Source organism: Comamonas kerstersii (assembly GCF_008801935.1).
GTDB lineage: Bacteria > Pseudomonadota > Gammaproteobacteria > Burkholderiales > Burkholderiaceae_C > Comamonas > Comamonas kerstersii.
In genome coordinates this window covers 211,364-228,584 of record NZ_VZOT01000001.1, presented here as the reverse complement: position 1 = coordinate 228,584, position 17,221 = coordinate 211,364, and the positions used below count along the sequence as shown (strand labels likewise).

The 17,221-nt window shown below is 60.4% G+C and carries 20 protein-coding genes; 6 read left to right on the top strand and 14 right to left on the bottom strand.

Going from position 1 to position 17,221, the window contains the following annotated elements:
- Nucleotides 1–129: 129 nt before the first annotated feature.
- Nucleotides 130–762, top strand: coding sequence for a response regulator (locus F7P80_RS01125; RefSeq protein ID WP_054065593.1), 633 nt, complete (start codon nt 130–132; stop codon nt 760–762).
- A gap of 55 nt (nt 763–817) precedes the next feature.
- On the opposite strand, the gene F7P80_RS01120 is transcribed toward F7P80_RS01125, so the two are convergent.
- From F7P80_RS01120 to gpmA, 4 genes are all read right to left on the bottom strand, one after another.
- The gene (locus F7P80_RS01120) at nt 818–1,186 is read right to left on the bottom strand and encodes a response regulator (protein WP_054065594.1); all 369 of its coding nucleotides are present in this window, start codon (nt 1,184–1,186) and stop codon (nt 818–820) included.
- A gap of 88 nt (nt 1,187–1,274) precedes the next feature.
- Nucleotides 1,275–2,042, bottom strand: a complete 768-nt coding sequence (locus tag F7P80_RS01115) for a HesA/MoeB/ThiF family protein (RefSeq protein ID WP_151042175.1) — start codon at nt 2,040–2,042, stop codon at nt 1,275–1,277.
- A gap of 140 nt (nt 2,043–2,182) precedes the next feature.
- Nucleotides 2,183–3,625 carry a S41 family peptidase gene (locus tag F7P80_RS01110; protein ID WP_054065595.1) on the bottom strand — a complete coding sequence of 481 codons (1,443 nt, stop codon included), beginning with the start codon at nt 3,623–3,625 and terminating at the stop codon, nt 2,183–2,185.
- Nucleotides 3,626–3,728: 103 nt separating this feature from the next.
- Complete coding sequence (gene gpmA / locus F7P80_RS01105; RefSeq protein WP_054065596.1) at nt 3,729–4,472, bottom strand: 2,3-diphosphoglycerate-dependent phosphoglycerate mutase; 744 nt, start codon at nt 4,470–4,472, stop codon at nt 3,729–3,731.
- Between the two features lie 142 nt (nt 4,473–4,614).
- Between gpmA and F7P80_RS01100 the strand changes: the two genes are divergently transcribed.
- The 4 genes from F7P80_RS01100 (at nt 4,615) to F7P80_RS01085 (ending at nt 7,076) form a co-directional block, all read left to right on the top strand.
- Nucleotides 4,615–5,022, top strand: a complete 408-nt coding sequence (locus F7P80_RS01100; RefSeq protein WP_054065597.1) for a rhodanese-like domain-containing protein — start codon at nt 4,615–4,617, stop codon at nt 5,020–5,022.
- Nucleotides 5,023–5,116: 94 nt separating this feature from the next.
- Nucleotides 5,117–5,374, top strand: coding sequence for a glutaredoxin 3 (grxC, locus tag F7P80_RS01095; protein WP_054065644.1), 258 nt, complete (start codon nt 5,117–5,119; stop codon nt 5,372–5,374).
- 121 nt (nt 5,375–5,495) lie between these two features.
- Entirely contained in the window at nt 5,496–5,951 is a 456-nt protein-coding gene (gene secB, locus F7P80_RS01090; RefSeq protein ID WP_151042173.1) for a protein-export chaperone SecB, read from the top strand.
- Between the two features lie 108 nt (nt 5,952–6,059).
- Nucleotides 6,060–7,076, top strand: coding sequence for an NAD(P)H-dependent glycerol-3-phosphate dehydrogenase (locus F7P80_RS01085; RefSeq protein ID WP_151042171.1), 1,017 nt, complete (start codon nt 6,060–6,062; stop codon nt 7,074–7,076).
- Nucleotides 7,077–7,216: 140 nt separating this feature from the next.
- On the opposite strand, the gene lysA is transcribed toward F7P80_RS01085, so the two are convergent.
- The 10 genes from lysA to ssuE all read right to left on the bottom strand — a co-directional run bounded on the left by lysA (nt 7,217) and on the right by ssuE (nt 15,837).
- Nucleotides 7,217–8,464 (bottom strand): diaminopimelate decarboxylase, encoded by a 1,248-nt coding sequence (gene lysA / locus F7P80_RS01080; RefSeq protein WP_054065600.1) that lies wholly within the window; start codon nt 8,462–8,464, stop codon nt 7,217–7,219.
- Nucleotides 8,465–8,629: 165 nt separating this feature from the next.
- The gene (locus tag F7P80_RS01075; protein ID WP_151042169.1) at nt 8,630–9,784 is read right to left on the bottom strand and encodes an acyl-CoA dehydrogenase family protein; all 1,155 of its coding nucleotides are present in this window, start codon (nt 9,782–9,784) and stop codon (nt 8,630–8,632) included.
- A 27-nt stretch (nt 9,785–9,811) separates the two neighbouring features.
- Nucleotides 9,812–10,702: a hypothetical protein gene (locus F7P80_RS01070; RefSeq protein WP_151042167.1), complete on the bottom strand. Its 891-nt coding sequence runs from the start codon at nt 10,700–10,702 to the stop codon at nt 9,812–9,814.
- On the bottom strand, nt 10,695–11,543 hold the full coding sequence (locus F7P80_RS01065) for an ABC transporter permease (protein ID WP_151042165.1): 849 nt from the start codon (nt 11,541–11,543) through the stop codon (nt 10,695–10,697). Before F7P80_RS01065 ends, F7P80_RS01070 begins: the two co-directional genes overlap by 8 nt.
- Complete coding sequence (locus tag F7P80_RS01060; RefSeq protein ID WP_151042163.1) at nt 11,540–12,442, bottom strand: ABC transporter ATP-binding protein; 903 nt, start codon at nt 12,440–12,442, stop codon at nt 11,540–11,542. Before F7P80_RS01060 ends, F7P80_RS01065 begins: the two co-directional genes overlap by 4 nt.
- Complete coding sequence (locus tag F7P80_RS01055) at nt 12,439–13,455, bottom strand: ABC transporter substrate-binding protein (RefSeq protein WP_151042161.1); 1,017 nt, start codon at nt 13,453–13,455, stop codon at nt 12,439–12,441. Before F7P80_RS01055 ends, F7P80_RS01060 begins: the two co-directional genes overlap by 4 nt.
- A gap of 73 nt (nt 13,456–13,528) precedes the next feature.
- Nucleotides 13,529–13,744 (bottom strand): TOBE domain-containing protein, encoded by a 216-nt coding sequence (locus F7P80_RS01050; RefSeq protein WP_151042159.1) that lies wholly within the window; start codon nt 13,742–13,744, stop codon nt 13,529–13,531.
- 47 nt (nt 13,745–13,791) lie between these two features.
- Complete coding sequence (gene ssuD / locus F7P80_RS01045) at nt 13,792–14,955, bottom strand: FMNH2-dependent alkanesulfonate monooxygenase (RefSeq protein ID WP_151042157.1); 1,164 nt, start codon at nt 14,953–14,955, stop codon at nt 13,792–13,794.
- A gap of 28 nt (nt 14,956–14,983) precedes the next feature.
- On the bottom strand, nt 14,984–15,127 hold the full coding sequence (locus F7P80_RS16675) for a hypothetical protein (protein WP_170265320.1): 144 nt from the start codon (nt 15,125–15,127) through the stop codon (nt 14,984–14,986).
- A gap of 113 nt (nt 15,128–15,240) precedes the next feature.
- Nucleotides 15,241–15,837, bottom strand: a complete 597-nt coding sequence (gene ssuE, locus F7P80_RS01040) for an NADPH-dependent FMN reductase (RefSeq protein WP_151042155.1) — start codon at nt 15,835–15,837, stop codon at nt 15,241–15,243.
- A 407-nt stretch (nt 15,838–16,244) separates the two neighbouring features.
- Between ssuE and F7P80_RS01035 the strand changes: the two genes are divergently transcribed.
- A complete protein-coding gene (locus F7P80_RS01035; RefSeq protein ID WP_249041342.1) occupies nt 16,245–17,171 on the top strand; it encodes a sulfonate ABC transporter substrate-binding protein in 927 nt (308 codons plus the stop codon).
- Nucleotides 17,172–17,221 lie beyond the last annotated feature (50 nt).

Genomic DNA, 17,221 nt, shown 5'->3' with positions numbered 1-17,221 from the left:
TTGCGCGCCAGTGTGGGCCAGATATTGCTCATAATCAAGATGAATCGGGATTTGCTTCTATGGTGCACTGAATGATTTCGGTGAAATATGGCAAGCGAGTATCCACTCCTTTAACTAAAAGAGGCATCGATGATCAAAGTAGGTATTGTGGATGACCACGCTATTGTGCGTTCAGGTCTGCGCCAGTATTTGTCGGAACACGTGGATCTGCGCGTGGTTGGTGAAGCCAGTAACGGGCGGGAAGCCATCGATCTGGTTCGACAGCAGGATATTGACGTGCTGGTGATGGATCTGTCCATGCCCGGTCAAAGTGGTCTGGATGCCTTGGCCATGCTGCGGGCCAAGGCCCCGGACATGGGCATTCTGATTCTGAGTGGATATCCCGAAGAGCATTACGCCATCAACCTGATTCGCCAGGGTGCCAGCGGCTATCTGAACAAGGAATGCGAGCCCAAGGAAATCGCTGAAGCGATCCGCACCATCGCACTGGGTCGCCGCTATCTGACGCCTACAGTGGCTGACTTGCTGGCCCAGCAGCTCAACCGCAAGGACGATGTGCCGCCGCACGAGCAGCTGTCTGAGCGTGAGTTCCAGGTGTTCCTGAAGCTGGCCAAGGGTGAGACAGCGGGAGAGATTGCCAAGTCCCTGTCGCTGAGCGTCAAGACGGTGAGCACATACCGCACCCGTCTGATGGAGAAGATGGGCCTTTCCTCCAACAGCGATCTGACCTACTACGCCTTGAAAAATCGTTTGATTGACTGATGTGCCGCCCGGCCTTGCCACATAAAAAAAAGCTGACCACTGGGTCAGCTTTTTTTTATGTCATTTCCATGCAGAAATCGAGCAGGGCATCAATCTCGTTCGACTTGTCAAAGACGGCATCAACGCCCAGTTCACGGCATCGATGGCGCACGTCAACCGTTGCATAGTTGCTCAGCACGATGACTTTCTGCTCGGTGCTACGGCCCTGGCAGGCTGCCACGACACCCAGACCACTGCCCTGGCGCAGAAACAGGTCAACCACGGCCAGATCCCATTGATTGTGAGGATTGGTCAGCCAGGCCGTGCCCTCTGCTTCGGTTTCTGCGAAACCCACTGGTTCGATATCGGCCAGCTCAAGCAGGGTGTCGATGAGGTTTTCGCGAATTGTGGGGTTGTCTTCCACAAAGAAAGTTTTAAGTTTCACGGTTTAGCAAAGGCCAGCAGAGAGTGGAGTATTTTTGGGCAGAAAGTCATTGTGCATAGATCAGAGGGTGGGTAATGTAGTCCTACTCCTACTTGTGTAAATGCATTGAATGGGTATTGCATACCAGACAGTCAGAATTCCGGCTGGTTTTCATGACTGACCATTCCATGCTTTTACCATCCAGCATAAGCAACTTTCCTGCAAGCGAATTGCCGATGTTGGCAATAATCTTTAAAGATTCAGCAGCTTGCATGCAGCCAATGATGCCGACCAGCGGTGCAAAAACGCCCATGGTGGAGCATTGCACTTCTTCAAAGCTTTCGTCCGGGGAAAACAGACAGGCGTAGCACGGAGAGGTGGTTTGACGGGGGTCAAACACCGTAATCTGGCCATCAAAACGAATGATCGCACCGGCCACCAGCGGTACGCGGTGCCTGACGCAGGCAGCATTGACCGCCTGACGGGTCTGGTAGTTGTCGCAGCAGTCCAGCACCACCGTGGCCTGGGCGACCAGCTGGTCCAGCAGCTCGGGCGTGGTGCGTTCCTGGATGCAGCGCACCTGCACATCAGGATTGATGGCGTGCATGGCCTGCGCAGCTGACTGCACTTTGGGCTGGCCGACACGATCCGTGGTGTGGGCAATCTGGCGCTGCAGGTTGGTCATGTCCACCTGGTCGTGGTCCACGATGGTGATTTGCCCCACTCCAGAGGCCGCCAGATACAGCGCGGCAGGCGAGCCCAGGCCGCCAGCGCCGATGATGAGTACATGTGCATCGAGGATAGCCTGCTGGCCTTCGATGCCGACTTCATCGAGCAGGATGTGACGCGAATAGCGCAGGAGTTGATCGTCGTTCACGGTGTTCTCCAAAGCAAAAAGCCGGGCATCCAGGGCCCGGCTGCTATTAGATAAATAGCTTTTAGCGCTTGTATTTGCTTGATTTCAGAATGCTTTTATCTTGAAGGTCAATCCATACAAGCGCTAGCTGCTATCAATATTTAGTCTTCGTCCTTTTTCTCTTCAGGACGCTCGCTCAGTGTCTTGCTGACCTTCACGGGCAGGCCCTTGAGATGGTTCAGTGCCTGTTGCAGCTGGAAGTCCTTGTCCGAGCCAAACTCGGGCAGACGGCGCTCGGAAACCGGCTTCTTCGCATCTTCTTCCAGACGCTTGCGTGCTTCTTCGCGCAGCTTTTCGCGGGCCGCTACGGCTTCCGCTTCGGCCTTGGGGTCGCCATTGCCGATGTGCTTGTCCAGATCGGACTCGCGCATGCGCAGGGCGGCGTAGACATCGCCTTCCGCGGTTTCATCCACCATGATGTCGGGCACGATGCCTTTGGCCTGGATGGACTTGCCGCTAGGGGTGTAGTACAGGGCGGTGGTCAGCTTCAGGCCGGTATCTGGGCCCAGCGGACGCACGGTCTGCACCGAGCCCTTGCCAAACGACTGACTGCCCATGATGGTGGCGCGTTTGTGGTCCTGCAGAGCGCCCGCCACGATTTCGCTGGCAGAGGCCGAGCCTTCATTGACCAGCACGACCACGGGCACATCCTTGAGGGCTGTGGGCAGGCGCTTGAGCGGGTCACTGCCACGGCGTGCGTAGTACTCCGGCGAAGCCTTGAATACGGCCTTGCTTTCTTCCAGCTGGCCATCGGTGCTCACCACGGTGACGTCGGATGGCAGAAAAGCCGCAGAGATGGCCACGGCAGCGTCCAGCAGTCCACCGGGGTCATTACGCAGGTCCAGCACAATACCCTTGATATGGGGGTCTTCCTTGTAGATGTCTTCGATCTTGCGCACGAAGTCATCCACGGTGCGTTCCTGGAACTGGCTCAGGCGCACCCAGGCGTAGCCAGGCTCGACCAGCTTGCCCTTGACGGACTGGGTCTTGATTTCTTCACGCGTGATGGTGACGGGGAAGGTGCGGCTTTCGTCCTTGCGGAAGATGGTCAGCTCCACCTTGGTGTTGGGCTCGCCACGCATGCGCTTGACGGCTTCGTTCAGGGACAGGCCCTTGACGGCCGTGGTGTCGATCTTGGTGATCAGGTCACCGCTCTTCAGACCGGCCTTGTCGGCAGGCGAGCCTTCGATGGGGGAGACGATCTTGATCAGACCATCTTCCTGAGTAATTTCAATGCCCACGCCGACGAAGCGGCCGGTAGTGCCTTCACGGAATTCCTTGAAGGCCTTCTTGTCGAAGTATTGAGAGTGGGGGTCGAGGCTGGACACCATGCCGGAGATGGCATCGGTGATCAGCTTCTTGTCGTCCACAGGCTCCACATAATCAGACTTGATGATGTTGAAGACGGCGGACAGCTGCTGAATCTCTTCCAGCGGCAGAGGCGTCATGCCGCCGCGTGCGACGGTTTGCAGTGACACCGTGGTTAATGCCCCTGCGAGCACGCCCAGCGAGACCCATCCAGCGATTTTGAGTTTTTGGCTCATAGAGACTTTACTTTTATACCAGCGTCACAAATATACACGTGGCAGTTGCTGCGGGGGTGGGACGTCGCCCCAACCACCCGCAGGCATGTAGGGTGTTACAAAATCAGGCTTTGCCCTGGGCCGCTACGGCAGCGGCAGCCTTGGCGGCAGCTTCGGCATCACCCAGGTAGTAGTGGCGGATGGGCTTGAGGTTTTCGTCCAGCTCATACACCAGTGGAATACCGTTGGGGATGTTCACGCCCACGATAGCGTCATCTGCGATGTTGTCCAGATACTTGACCAGCGCACGGATGGAATTGCCGTGGGCGGCGATCACAATGCGCTTGCCGGACTGGATCTGGGGGGCCAGGGTTTCGGTCCAGAAAGGCACGACGCGGGCCACGGTGTCCTTCAGGCATTCGGTCAGTGGAATCTGCTCGGGCTGCAGATCGGCGTAGCGGCGGTCACCGCGTTCGCTGCGTGGGTCGGTGGCTTCCAGTGCTGGAGGAGGAACGTCATAGCTGCGGCGCCAGACCAGCACCTGCTCGTCACCGTACTGCTTGGCCATGTCGGCCTTGTTCAGGCCCTGCAGGCCGCCGTAGTGGCGCTCATTCAGGCGCCAGCTCTTGTTGACGGGCAGCCAGGTGCTGTCCATCTCGTCCAGTGCCAGCCACAGGGTACGGATGGCGCGCTTGAGCACCGAGGTGTAGGCTACGTCAAACTCGTAACCTTCGGCCTTGAGCAGCTGGCCTGCCTTCTTGGCCTGGGCGATGCCGGTGTCGGTCAGGTCCACATCGGTCCAGCCGGTAAAGCGGTTTTCAAGGTTCCAGGTGGACTCACCGTGGCGGATCAGCACGAGCTTGTACATGGCTTCTTTCTGAGCAAAAACACAAATGGGAAAAGGCTAAAGCTCGCTATTTTAGGCTGTGGCTTTTCGTGCTGTTAAGGGTATTGCAAGGGGCGATGCCTGTGCCTCTAGAATTGCATGCTTTGCTTACCCAAGGACTGTCGTGAGTTTCATTGTTCAAAACTGGTATCTGATTTTGCTGGCCGTGGTGTCGGGCGGCCTGTTGCTGGTGCCTGCGCTGAAGGGCGCTGCCAGTGGCTCTTTGCAACCCAACGATGCGGTCATCAAGATCAATCGTGAAAAAGCCGTGGTGGTGGACGTGCGCGAGCCTGAAGAGTACGTCAAGGGCCACATCACCAATGCCAAGAACATTCCGCTGTCGCAGCTCGATGAGCGTCTGCCGCAGGTGGCCAAGAACAAGGCACTGCCTGTGATTCTGGTGTGCGAAAGCGGTGCGCGTGCCGTGCGTGCGCAGCAGCAGGTGCGCAAGCTGGGCTATGAAAAGGCCGAGGCACTGGCCGGTGGCATGAAGGCCTGGCGCGCAGCCAGCCTGCCTGTGACAAAGGCTTAAGACAGCTGGGTTGCTCCAACTGTCCTACCATTAAGGGGTCTAAGAGGCCCCTTTTTTGTGGGCGCTGTTTTTGCAAAAGAAAAGGATGACTTCCATGCAAGCCGTGAAGATGTACACCACCGCCGTCTGCCCCTACTGCGTGCGCGCCAAGCAGGTGCTCAAGTCCAAGGGTGTGGAGCAGATTGAAGAAATCCGCATCGACAGCGATCCCGCAGCACGTGCACACATGATGGAGATCACTGGCCGTCGCACCGTGCCCCAGATCTTTATTGGTGACACCCACGTGGGTGGCTGCGATGATCTGATCGCACTGGATGCCAAGGGTGAGTTGCTGCCCCTGCTCAACGCCTGATCTGTTGGTGCAGGTCTTTAGCCTGCATAATGTTTGCTGAAGTGCCCGCTGCTGCAGCTTTGCACAGTGGGCCTTTTTATGAATGCACGCTTTGCATCCAAGCGAAAGAAAGACCGAGACCATGTCCGAACAAGCAACCCCTGTTTTCCAAATCCAACGTGTGTACCTGAAGGACGTATCGCTGGAGCAGCCCAATTCGCCCGCCATCCTGCTGCAGCAGGAGCAGCCCAATGTGGACATTCAGCTGGGCGTGGAAGCCACTCCCGTGGCCGAAGGCATTTTTGAAGTGGCTGTGACTGCCACCGTGCAGACCAAGATTCAGGACAAGACCCTGTTCCTGGTGGAAGCCAAGCAGGCTGGCATCTTCGAAATCCGCAACATCCCCGAAGAGCAGATGGGTGGCGTGATTGGCGTGGCTTGCCCCCAGATCATCTATCCCTACCTGCGTGGCAACGTGGCTGACATCGTGACCCGCGCTGGTTTTCCTCCTGTGCACTTGGCCGAAATCAACTTCCAGGCCATGTACGAGCAGCAGAACGCCGCTGCCGCTGCACAGACTGAAGGTTCGGTGCAGTAAGCTGTTATCTGGCGGTGCCCGGTGCATGCTACAAAAGAGGTCCCTTTGCAGGGGCCTTTTTTTATGCCTTTTTAGCCTCTAAGGCTTGATAGATAAGCGCTAGTAGCTATGAATTTGATTGTGATTGGTGCCGGTGCCTGGGGCACGGCCCTGGCCATTGCGGCGGCACGCCATGCTGCAGGCCATCAAGTGAGCCTATGGGCACGCAATGCGCAGCAGGTGCAGGAGATGCAGGCAGCGCGCAACAATGCCCGCTATCTGCCGCACATGCCCTTTCCCGAGCGGCTGCAGGTCAGCGCCGCACCGCTGGCCGAAGCGGTGCAGGGCATGGATCTCATCATTGTTGCCACGCCCATGTCTGCGCTGCGCAGCACGCTGCAGACGCTGGCCGAGGCACAGGTCAGCGCACCCGTGGCCTGGCTGTGCAAGGGCTTTGAAGCGGTGGCAGCAGGCAGCAGCGGCGTGGGCCTGATGCCGCATGAAGTCTGTGCCCAGGTAGCGCCTGGTTTGCTGGCCGGTGCCTTGAGTGGCCCCAGCTTTGCGCAGGAAGTGGCGCGTGCGCAGCCCACCTGTCTGGTCGCAGCGAGCGCACATGCGGCGGTGCGCCAGGCCTTGCTGGATGGTTTTCATCACGGCGCATTGCGCGTCTATGCCAATGAGGACATCGTGGGCGTGGAAGTGGGCGGCGCGGTCAAGAACGTGATGGCAATTGCCGCAGGTCTGTGCGATGGTCTGGAGCTGGGCCTGAACGCCCGTGCCGCGCTGCTCACGCGCGGTCTGGCGGAGATGACGCGGCTGGGTGTGGCACTGGGGGCCAAGGCGGAAACCTTTATGGGCCTGTCCGGACTGGGCGACTTGATGCTCACTGCCACGGGCGATCTCTCGCGCAACCGCAAAGTGGGCCTGCTGCTGGCACAGGGCATGACGCTGGCGCAGGCCGTAGATTCGCTGGGCCATGTGGCTGAAGGCGTCTACAGCGCCCGCACCGTGGTGCAGCGCGCGCAGGCCGTGGGCGTGGAGATGCCGATTGCCGCGACCGTGGTCGATCTGCTGGACGGCAAACTCACACCCCAGGACGCGGTGCAGCGCCTGATGGGGCGCGACCCCAAAAACGAAAAGCTATAAAAAGCAAAGCTGCCAGCGCTGGATAAACAAGGGTTTCAGATAAAAATCATTCTGAAGTCCTTATGAAGCAAGCGCTAGCAGCTATCAAAACAAAAGGGAGCCTTTCGGCTCCCTTGTTGCATGCACAGCACGGATGGGCTTTACAGGCTCAGCTCCAGTGCCAGCAGCTCTTCCACGGTCTGGCGGCGGCGGATCAGCTGCACCTTGTCGCCATCGACCAGCACTTCCGCGGCCAGTGGGCGTGTGTTGTAGTTGCTGGACATGGACGAGCCATAGGCGCCGGTGTTGTGGATCACCAGCAGGTCACCCACCTGTGCATCGCCCAGCGCGCGGGGCAGTACCACGCCGCCGTCACCCTGCGTGAACACGTCGCCGGATTCGCACAGTGGGCCAGCGACTACGCTGTCCTTGGCGGCTGGCAGCACGCCCACGCCACGGCGCTGGATGTGCATGCCGTGGTAGCTGCCGTACATGCTGGGGCGCATCAGTTCGTTAAAGCCCGTGTCAACCAGGATGAAGTGGTTGCTGCCCGCGCTCTTGGTGGCGCGCACCGTGCCCAGCAGCACGCCGGACTCTGCCACCAGGAAACGGCCGGGCTCCAGCTCCAGGCCCAGCTTGTGGCCCACAATGGCCTCGGCCTGCTTGCGTGCCTCGTTCCACAGGCCGAAGTAGTGCTCGGTGTCGATGCGGGCGTCACCTTCCTTATAAGGAATGGACAGACCGCCACCCGCAGAGATAGCCAGCAGATCGTGGCCATGGTCCTTGGTGCGCTTGACCAAAGACACCATGGCACCGCACACCTCCTGCAGGTGGGCGTAGTCCACGCCAGAGCCAATGTGCATGTGCAGGCCCGCCAGGTGCAGGCCGTGCTGGGCAATGGCGTCCAGTGCGGCGTTCAGGTCGGTGTGCCAGATGCCGTGCTTGCTGTGCTCGCCGCCGGTGTTGGTCTTGTTGCTATGGCCGTGACCGAATCCGGGGTTGATGCGCAGCCACACGCTGTGGCCCTTGGACACAGCACCCAGCTGGTGCAGCATGTCGATGGAACCAGCGTTCACGGGCACCTTGTGCTCCACCACGGTAGCCAGGGTGGCTTCGTCCATCACATCAGCGGTGAAGACGATGTCCGAAGGCTCGCCACCGGCCACATAGCCTGCTGCCACGGCACGCAGGATTTCACCGCGCGAGACCGCGTCCACTTTCACGCCCTGCTCACGCATGAGCTTGAGGATGTGGATGTTGGAGCAGGCCTTCTGTGCAAAGCGGATGGTGTCAAAGGCCTTGAGCTGGGCGATGCGCTCGCGGATGACAGCAGCGTCATAGACCCACAGCGGGGTGCCGAACTCGTCGGCCAGGTTCCACAGTTGTTCAGGGGAGAAGGAGCAGGACATGGCTTTACAAATCTCATAGCTACCAGCGCAGGATGGACAAGCGCTGGCAGCAGTTATGGTGAATCACTGCCCGGATCTTCACGGTTTTGATGCATGCAGTCCAATGCTTGTTTTTCTATTTGTTATTCATTTCTGATATGAATCAAGCCAGAAACTCTGCGGCCATCAGTTGTAGTTCGCGCCGGACGGTGCCTGTTCATACACGGCCCACTGGCCCAGCACCTGCAGCTTGTAGTCCAGCGGATCGTGCAGCGTGTGCGTGCGTGCATTGCGCCAGAAACGGTCAAAGCCCAGATCGGCATGGGTGCCGCGTGCGCCGACCACATCAAAGATTTCCTGGGTCGTGAACAGGCTGGTGCGGTGGGCGATGACTTTGGCCTCAAACACGGCAATCGCGACTTCGGCACGGTCTTCGGCGGTGAGTGCCTCGCCCTTGAGCCAGGCTTTTTGCAGCAGATTGGCCGCGTGGTCGGCCATCAGGCTGGCGGCAGAGGTCTGGGCCTGGATATCCCCCATGCGGCGCAGCAGATAGGGATCGTCCGTGGCACGTTCGGCGGGGGAAGTCACCCATGGTTTGACAGAGGCCAGCGCATAGTCACGCGCCTTGTGCTGTGCGCCCTGGGCAATGCCTACAAAGAGGTTGACCAGCACCAGCTGCGCCATGCAGGTGCGCAGGCTGTGCCAGGCCGTCGTGGGCTCATGCACGTCACGCATGATCTGGTGGGCAGGCAGGCCTGTCTGTGCAAAGCTGACCGAGCCGCTGTCGGTCTGGCGCTGGCCCATGGGGTTCCAGTCCTCATGCACGGTGATGCCGGGGGCCGTGGTTTCCAGTACGCCGAGCACGGGCTGTGTTGCACCATCGACGCAGCCAGAGACCGTCATATAGCTGGAGCCACGTGTGCCGGAGCAAAAACCTTTGCTGCCGTCCAGCACATAGCCATCTGCTGCGGGCAGGGCCTTGAGGCGCGTGTCACGCGGGTTGAGCGCATTGCCCCACCAGCCACGCTCTTCTACGGTGCGCGGCAGCCAGTGGGCCTGCTGCGCGGGCCTGCCATAGATCAGCACGGTGGCGACCTGCAGGTGGTGGAAGGCAAACACATGGGCCATGGCGCTGTCCACCTTGGCCAGTGCCCGTACGTAGCGGTACACGTCTGGCCAGGGCAGGCCATGGCCGCCAAAGCGGGTGGGAATGGCCAGGCGCAGCAGGTCGGCATCGCGCAGCAGGGCTTTTTCGGCAGCTGCATGGCCGCCAGCGCGGTCACGCTGGGCGGCGGTCTTATCGAGCACGGGAAGCAGGTCTTGAAAAGCGTCAGAAAACATATAAGAGGTGGTGGGGGCAGAAATCATTCAATGGCAGATGGCACCGTCTTCCAGCATGGCGGCTTCGAGCAAGATGGTGCTGGTGCGGTGCTGCAGCGTCTGGTGCCAGGCATGGCTGCCCCGCCAGCGCCGCTGCATGGCTTGCAGCCAGGCGTCCTCAGTTTGTGGCGCGGCAGCAGTCTGTGCAGACCACGGGTGGCCCAGTGGTGCATAAAAGCGCCAGCTGGGCTGGGCCAGCAGACGGGCAATCAGCGCGGGGGATTCAGCCAGTGCATCGCACTGGCCGCTGAGAAATTCGCTGATGGCATGGATGCTGGAACGCGCCACCACAGGCTGCCAGCCACGTGCCTGCAGTGCTGCAGCAGGAGCGACGCCGGTGCCCATGCAGACACGTGGCGTGGCATCTGCAGCAGGCGCGGGTATGAACGCCGTCAGAAAGCGTGGCAGCCAGTTGTGCCAGACGGAGGGGGCCCAGGGGTGCCAGCGCGGCAGCTGCTGGCGCAGCACCACCAGCTGCAGCTGTGTATCGCCATAGCCATGCAAAGCAGCAGGGCCGGTGGCAAGGGCGGCGTGTTCCTGCAGCTGCAAATCGGCTGCTTCCGGGGCCTGCAGTTGCAGCGGCACCTGCAGCTGGTCTGCCAGCCACTGGGCATAGGCCAGGTCCAGCACATCAGGTTCAGGGGGCAGGGGAGCATCGGGCAGCGAGGGCCGTGGGTAGCTGCGCACCGCGACCTTGAGCACACCTTGCTGCAGCACCTGTTCCTGCCAGGGGCTGCTGGGCGCGGCAGTCTGAAGGGCAGGTACGGGCTGCTGCCCGATCAGCAGCCACCACAGCAGGGGCAGCAGCAGTCCTGCAGCGACCCAGCACCAGCGGGGCTGGTGTGGGCGTGGTGATCGTGGCAGCGCGTGCTCACTCATGGAACTGCAGGCCGCTGCGCCAGCGGGTCAGGCGTTTTTCCAGCAAGGCCAGCAGGTAGTTCAGCGCCAGCCCCAGCAGAGCCAGCAGCACAATGCCTGCGTACATGCTGGGAATCTGGAAGATCTCCTGCGAGTTCAGCGTCAGAAAGCCCAGCCCGGCATGCGAGCCAATCATCTCGGCCGCCACCAGTGCAGTGATCGAATACGCGCCGGCCAGGCGGATGCCTGTGAAGATGGAAGGCGATGCCGCAGGCAGGATGACCTTGCGGAAGATAAAGCTGCGCGAAGCACCCATGGAAATGGCCGAGTGGATCAGCAGCTTGTCTACCTGCTGCACACCGCTGATGGTGTTCAGCAGCACGGGCCAGAAGGCCGCCCAGAAGATGATGGCGATCTTGGACACTTCGCCAATACCAAAGAACAGCAGAAACACCGGAAACAGTGCCAGGGCCGAGATCTGGCGGAACAGCTGCAGCAGAGGGTCCAGGAATGCCTCAACGCGGCGGATCACGCCCATCAACAGGCCCAGCGCTACCCCTGCCGCCACGGCCAGCAGCAGACCACTGGCAGAGCGCTGCAGGCTGGCTGTCACATGCTTGAACAGCTGACCGCTTTCCATCAGCTGACCAATCGCCTGCAGGACGTGAGAGGGTGGGCTCAGAAAGGCTGAGCCCACAATGCCCAGGCGCGGCAGCAGTTCCCAGACGGCGAAAAAAACGATCAGGGCTGCACTGCGCTCCAGCCATTGCCGGGCGGTGCGGCGGTGGCGCTGGATAAAGCTGGGGCGGGCGGTGGGGGCCGCTTCTTGCTGCGGGACTGTGGAAACCGTAGAGCTACTCATATCGCAAAACCTCGCAAAGCCAGTTGAAAGTCCGGGGCGGTAGGTACCACGGGGGCCAATGGGCGCTGGTGGTGGCCAGTGGCAAAAGCCACTTCATCGCGCAGCACGTCCCAGGCTTGTTCACGCAGCTGCACAAATTGGGGGCTGTGGCGGATTTCTGCCGGGCGCGGGCGTGCCAGAGGCACATCGAGAATGGACTTGATGCGCCCCGGGCGGTGCGTCATGACCGCGATGCGGTCGGACAGGTAAATGGCTTCATCGAGGCTGTGGGTGATAAAGACGATGGTCTTTTTGTGGGCCTCCCAGATGCGCAGCAGCTCGGCCTGCAGGATTTCGCGCGTCTGTGCATCGAGCGCGGCAAAGGGCTCATCCATGAGCAGCAGATCAGGCGAATATGCGAGTGCCCGCGCAATCGCCACACGCTGGCGCATGCCACCCGAGAGCTCATGCGGATAGCGGTGAGCAAAGCCGGACAGGCCCACAAGGTCCAGGAAGTGCTCGGCCGTTTCCTTGCGTTCGCGCTTGGGCACTTTGCGAATTTCCAGCCCCATTTCGATGTTCTGCAGCACCGTGCGCCAGGGAAACAGCGCATAGCCCTGGAACACCACGCCCTGGTGCAGATTGATGCCTTCGGCAGGACGGCCATCGATGGTGATGCTGCCACTGGTCTTGTGCGCCAGCCCGGCCAGCACGTTCAAAAAAGTGGACTTGCCGCAGCCAGACGGGCCGAGGATGGTGAAAAACTCACCTTCGCGGATGTCCAGGTTGAAGTCCTGCAGGGCTGAGATCTGCTGGCGGCGGCCCTTGTCGTCTTCAATGGCAAAGTCCATGCGCACATCGCGTGCCTGAATCTTGATGGAGGCCTTTGATTCGGCCGGTACGGAAAGACGTGCGTTCATGCCTGTGCCTCCTTGGCAAAGGGGTTGAAGGCGTTGGTGTAGACATCCTTGACCGATACCTTGCCGGGCTGCAGCTTGCCTTCGCGTTCCAGCACGTCGATGTAGTACTGGATCGGGGGCTCGGTGATGATCTGGTCATCCACGTAGGCATAGCGCTCCACGTGCTTGAGGTCCATGCCCAGGCGCTCGGCCGTGTACTGGCGCGCTTCATCGGGGTTGGCGTTGACCCAGTTGCCCGCTTTGGCGATGGCCGTGACCACATCGCGCACGGCTTGAGGATGCTCGCGCGCAAACTTGCCGTTGACGCTGTAGGGCGACATGCCACCCAGGCCACGGTCGAGGTCATAGTCGCTCCACAGGCGCAGCAGCTCGGGATTGGCTTCGGCACCGCCGGAGTGTGGCGGGTGGATGATGGCCAGATCCACGCTGCGGCCCACCACCGCCTGCTCGTTCTGGTTGTCTGGCACGACCAGGAAGTTGATGCTGTTCACATCCACGCCGTGTTCACGCAGATAGTTCTTGGTCACAAACTCCGCGCAGGCCCCGAAGCTGTTGAAGCCAATGGTCTTGCCTTCCAGGTCCTTGGGCGTGCGAATGCCGGAGTCCTTGCGCACAAAGTACTTCATGTGCGGCGCTTCTTCCAGCGTCTTGCTGCCGGCGGCAATGACCTTGATGTCTGCGCCTGCGGCAATGGCAGAAATCACCAGCGGCACCATGCGTGCGCCAAAGTGGATGTCGCCTGTGCCGACCAGCGGAATGATCTGCGGCGCGGCGACCTTGCCCACGTAGTTGGGGCGGGTGGACGTGCCTTCAAAGTAGCCGAGCCGGTCGGCCAGGTAGATGAGGTCAAACGACGGGTTGTCCGGGTAGTTGAAGGGAACAACCTGCTGGGTGCTGGCACTCTCTGCAGCAGCCGTGGGGGCACTGGCTTCGTCGCGGGAGCAGGCCGTCAGTCCCAGAGGCAGGGCAGCAGCAGTCAGCAGGTGGGTAAGGGCTTGGCGGCGGGTGGTCATGGGTGATGTCTAGGTACAGGGGAAAGGTGATGCGCCGCAGTGCGCGAAGGTCCGCTGCGGCGCAGGGCTGCGATCAGAGCTTGGCCAGTGAGACTTCGGTGGACTTGATGAGCGCCACGACTTCGGAGCCCACGGTCAGCCCCAGGTCATCGACCGAGCGCGTGGTGATGACCGAGGTGACGATGCCCCAGGGCGTTTGCACATCGACTTCGGAGAGCACATCGCCGCGAATGATTTCGCTGACCTTGCCCTTGAACTGGTTGCGTACGTTGATGGCTTGAATAGACATAGGTGTTTCCTTGTGAAAGCGAGAAGAGGGTGGAAAAAAGAGAGGAATTAGCTTTGCGATGCGCGTGGCACGTAGTGGTTGGCCACGACCTCGCCAAATGGGCCATTGACGGCCGTGCCTTGCAGTTTTTGCTGGGTGGCCACAGGCAGCAGCGGGAACACCAGCTCGGCAAAACGGTGTGCTTCTTCGAGGTGCGGGTAGCCTGAGAGCACAAAGTTCTCAATGCCCAGCTCTGCGTATTCCTGAATGCGCTGGGCCACGGTCTGCGGGTCACCCACCAGGGCGGTGCCTGCGCCACCACGCACCAGGCCTACACCGGCCCACAGGTTGGGGCTGATTTCCAGATCGGCACGGCTGCGCTTGGTGCCGCCACCGTGCAGTTCGCGCATGCGGCGCTGGCCTTCAGAGTCCATACGGCCCAGTGCGGCCTGCGCCTTGGCAATGGTCTCGTCGGTCAGGTGGCTGATCAGGGCGTCGGCGGCAGCCCAGGCCTGCGCTTCGGTTTCACGCACGATGACGTGCAGGCGAATGCCAAAGCGCACGGTGCGGCCGTGTTTGGCGGCTTTGGCGCGTACATCGGCAATCTTGCGGGCCACCTCGGCAGGGGGCTCACCCCAGGTCAGATAGGCATCGACCTGCTCGCCTGCCAGCTCGTGTGCTGCAGCTGAAGAGCCGCCGAAGTACACGGGCGGATACGGTTTTTGCACGGGGGGATACAGCAGCTTGGCGCCTTTGACCTTGAGGTGCTTGCCGTCAAAGTCCAGCGACTCGCCGGTGTGACTGCGCGTCAGGATTTCGCGCCAGATGCGGATGAATTCGGCCGATTCTTCGTAGCGTGTGGCGTGGTCCAGAAAGACGCCATCGCCTTCCAACTCCGCCTGATCACCGCCTGTGACCAGATTGATGAGCAGACGTCCCTCGGAGAGGCGGTCAAACGTGGCCGCCATGCGTGCCGCCAGCGCAGGCTGGTGCAGGCCGGGGCGCACTGCCACCAGAAACTTCAGGCGGCGGGTGACGGGAATCAGGCTGGAGGCAATCACCCAGGGGTCTTCGCAGGAGCGGCCTGTGGGAATCAGCACGCCTTCGTAGCCCAGGCTGTCGGTCGCAATCGCGATCTGCTTGATGTAGTCATGGGTCAGCGGACGTGCGCCAAAGGTGGTGCCCAGATAGCGGCTGTCACCGTGGGTGGGAATGAACCAAAAAATCTTCATGCTTGTCTCCGGTTGGGAATGAAAACGGTCAGTAAGAAACCGCAAGCGGGGTGGCTGCGGCGGTGATGGGCCGCGCCCACTGGCGGCGTGCCACAAAGCCCCAGGCCAGGGCCGTGGTGTTGAGTACGCGCCGCAGGTGGGGCGGCAGTGAAAGCTGGGTGTGTGCGGTCATGGGGATGGACTCCTTGACAAAAGCAGGCGAAGCGATGCCCTGCCGTGCATGGGCACAGGCATGCGTGTTCAAACAGGGGAGGGGGAAAAGCCGCTGATGGCGGCGAGGCGGGCTTAGACGCTACATCGCACCTGCGAGAAGTGCACGGGCGGAAAGTGCAGGTCTGCAGCCGGGAAAGCGGCGGGGCGCAGCGTTTCGGTCAGCAGCAGGTGGATGGCGTCATCCACGCGCTGCTGCAGTTCTGGGGTGATGTCTGCGCTGCCATCGGCCTGCAGCTGCACCTGCACATCGGTGGCGTAAATGCCGGGCAGGATGTGCTTGGCACCGAGCGACTGCAGCACCGGGCGCAGCGCATAGTCCAGCGCCAGCATGTGGTGGGGGCTGCCGCCGGTGGCCAGGGGCAGTACGGTCTTGCCCTTGAGGGCGGTCTGCGGCAGCAGATCCAGCCAGATCTTGAGCGCACCGCTGTAGGCCGCCTTGTACACAGGGGTGGCAATCACCAGCACCTGGGCGCGCTCCACACGGGCTGCAGCATCCACCACCTCCGGGTGCTGGAACTGGGCATGCAGCAGGGCCTGAGCATCCAGATCACGCACCACCAGGTGGTCAGTGGCAATGCCCTGTGCCGCGAGCTTGCTGCCAACAACGTGCAGCAGACCGGCCGAGCGCGAATGCTGTGTGGGACTACCGGCAATCAAGAGAACAGACATACAGATTCCACAAGCCTGTGAAGGCCATCACTTCAAGGGGCCACCTCATGCCTGGCAGACAGTGCTTGCAGGCATGAGGTGGAAACTGGATGCAAGTGTTCTCGATTTTTTTATATGAAGGAACCAATCATTTTTTGATTGCATTCTCTGAATTTATCTAAATGAGTTTTCTTATTTTTATATGGAAATGAAATCTAAGTTTTGTTTGTTTTGGTTATGTGGTTATGTTGTATTTATATAAATGCAACTTGTTGTTTTTGTTAATAAAAATATATTCATCTTTGAATTTATTGGTTTTGAGGATAATCAGATGTACGTAGCATGGATCGGGTCAATTCACGGAGGAATATCACCATGTCCATGCTTTTCTGGAAAAACCTGTCTTCATGCAGCGCATGCTGGCATTCATGGCTGCAGCAATACTCTGGGCGATAGGGAATTCAGCCCATGCGCAGCAGAGCTCACAGCTGCGTATTGGCTATCAGAAATCAGCCAGCCTGTTTGTGCTGCAGCGCGCGCAAGGCAGTCTGGAGCAGAAACTTCAGCCGCTGGGCGTGCAGGTCAAGTGGGTGGAGTTCCCTGCTGGTCCACAGCTGCTGGAAGGTTTGAACGTCGGCGCCATTGACGTGGGCTTTGTGGGCGAGGCACCGCCCATCTTTGCCCAGGCGGCAGGCGCACAGTTTGTCTACATCGGCTATGACCCGGCCGCACCGCATGCCGAGGCGATTCTGGTGCCGAAAGACTCGCCCATCCGCAGCGTGGCCGATCTCAAGGGCAGGAAGGTCGCCTTTGGCAAGGGATCGAGCGCGCACAACGTGACCATCAAGGCGCTGGCTGCTGCGGGGCTCAAGCCCAGCGACATCACTCAGGTGTTTCTGTCCCCGGCCGATGCCACGGCAGCCTTCAATGGCGGCAATGTCGATGCCTGGGTGGTCTGGGACCGGTACTTTGCGATTGCCCAGCAGCGCTATGGCGCACGGGCGCTGGTGGACACCATCACCCAGCCGAGCCTGGCCTCCTCGTCCTACTACATGGCCAACCGCGACTTTGCCCAGAAGCAGGGGGCGCTGCTGGCGGAAATCCTGAAGACCCTGCAGCAGACCACGCACTGGGCCAGCGCCAACCGGGAGGAGCTGGTGCAGCTTGCTTCGCAGGACACGGGCCTGGACCCCGAGGTGTGGCGCACAGCCTATGGTCGTGCCAATCTGGACCTGCAGCCCATCAGCACTGCGCATGTGGCCCAACAGCAGCAGCTGGCAGACAGCTTTCATGCCCTGGGCATCATTCCCAGAAAGCTGCAGGTGCAGGAGATCGTCTGGAACTGGCAGGTTTGAGCGGTTAGTTTAAAAAAGAGAGCTGCCAGCGCTTATCTATCAAGCGCTGG

What these genes read in the sequence shown, in the direction of transcription:
- F7P80_RS01035 (WP_249041342.1), top strand. Translation starts at nt 16,245, where the DNA reads ATGGCTGCAGCAATACTCTGGGCGATAGGGAATTCAGCCCATGCGCAG.
- F7P80_RS01110 (WP_054065595.1), bottom strand. Translation starts at nt 3,625, where the DNA reads ATGAGCCAAAAACTCAAAATCGCTGGATGGGTCTCGCTGGGCGTGCTC.
- F7P80_RS01085 (WP_151042171.1), top strand. Translation starts at nt 6,060, where the DNA reads ATGAATTTGATTGTGATTGGTGCCGGTGCCTGGGGCACGGCCCTGGCC.
- grxC (WP_054065644.1), top strand. Translation starts at nt 5,117, where the DNA reads ATGCAAGCCGTGAAGATGTACACCACCGCCGTCTGCCCCTACTGCGTG.
- F7P80_RS01070 (WP_151042167.1), bottom strand. Translation starts at nt 10,702, where the DNA reads ATGAGTGAGCACGCGCTGCCACGATCACCACGCCCACACCAGCCCCGC.
- F7P80_RS01125 (WP_054065593.1), top strand. Translation starts at nt 130, where the DNA reads ATGATCAAAGTAGGTATTGTGGATGACCACGCTATTGTGCGTTCAGGT.
- ssuE (WP_151042155.1), bottom strand. Translation starts at nt 15,837, where the DNA reads ATGTCTGTTCTCTTGATTGCCGGTAGTCCCACACAGCATTCGCGCTCG.
- F7P80_RS01055 (WP_151042161.1), bottom strand. Translation starts at nt 13,455, where the DNA reads ATGACCACCCGCCGCCAAGCCCTTACCCACCTGCTGACTGCTGCTGCC.
- F7P80_RS01060 (WP_151042163.1), bottom strand. Translation starts at nt 12,442, where the DNA reads ATGAACGCACGTCTTTCCGTACCGGCCGAATCAAAGGCCTCCATCAAG.
- gpmA (WP_054065596.1), bottom strand. Translation starts at nt 4,472, where the DNA reads ATGTACAAGCTCGTGCTGATCCGCCACGGTGAGTCCACCTGGAACCTT.
- F7P80_RS01075 (WP_151042169.1), bottom strand. Translation starts at nt 9,784, where the DNA reads ATGTTTTCTGACGCTTTTCAAGACCTGCTTCCCGTGCTCGATAAGACC.
- F7P80_RS01065 (WP_151042165.1), bottom strand. Translation starts at nt 11,543, where the DNA reads ATGAGTAGCTCTACGGTTTCCACAGTCCCGCAGCAAGAAGCGGCCCCC.
- secB (WP_151042173.1), top strand. Translation starts at nt 5,496, where the DNA reads ATGTCCGAACAAGCAACCCCTGTTTTCCAAATCCAACGTGTGTACCTG.
- F7P80_RS16675 (WP_170265320.1), bottom strand. Translation starts at nt 15,127, where the DNA reads ATGACCGCACACACCCAGCTTTCACTGCCGCCCCACCTGCGGCGCGTA.
- lysA (WP_054065600.1), bottom strand. Translation starts at nt 8,464, where the DNA reads ATGTCCTGCTCCTTCTCCCCTGAACAACTGTGGAACCTGGCCGACGAG.
- F7P80_RS01050 (WP_151042159.1), bottom strand. Translation starts at nt 13,744, where the DNA reads ATGTCTATTCAAGCCATCAACGTACGCAACCAGTTCAAGGGCAAGGTC.
- ssuD (WP_151042157.1), bottom strand. Translation starts at nt 14,955, where the DNA reads ATGAAGATTTTTTGGTTCATTCCCACCCACGGTGACAGCCGCTATCTG.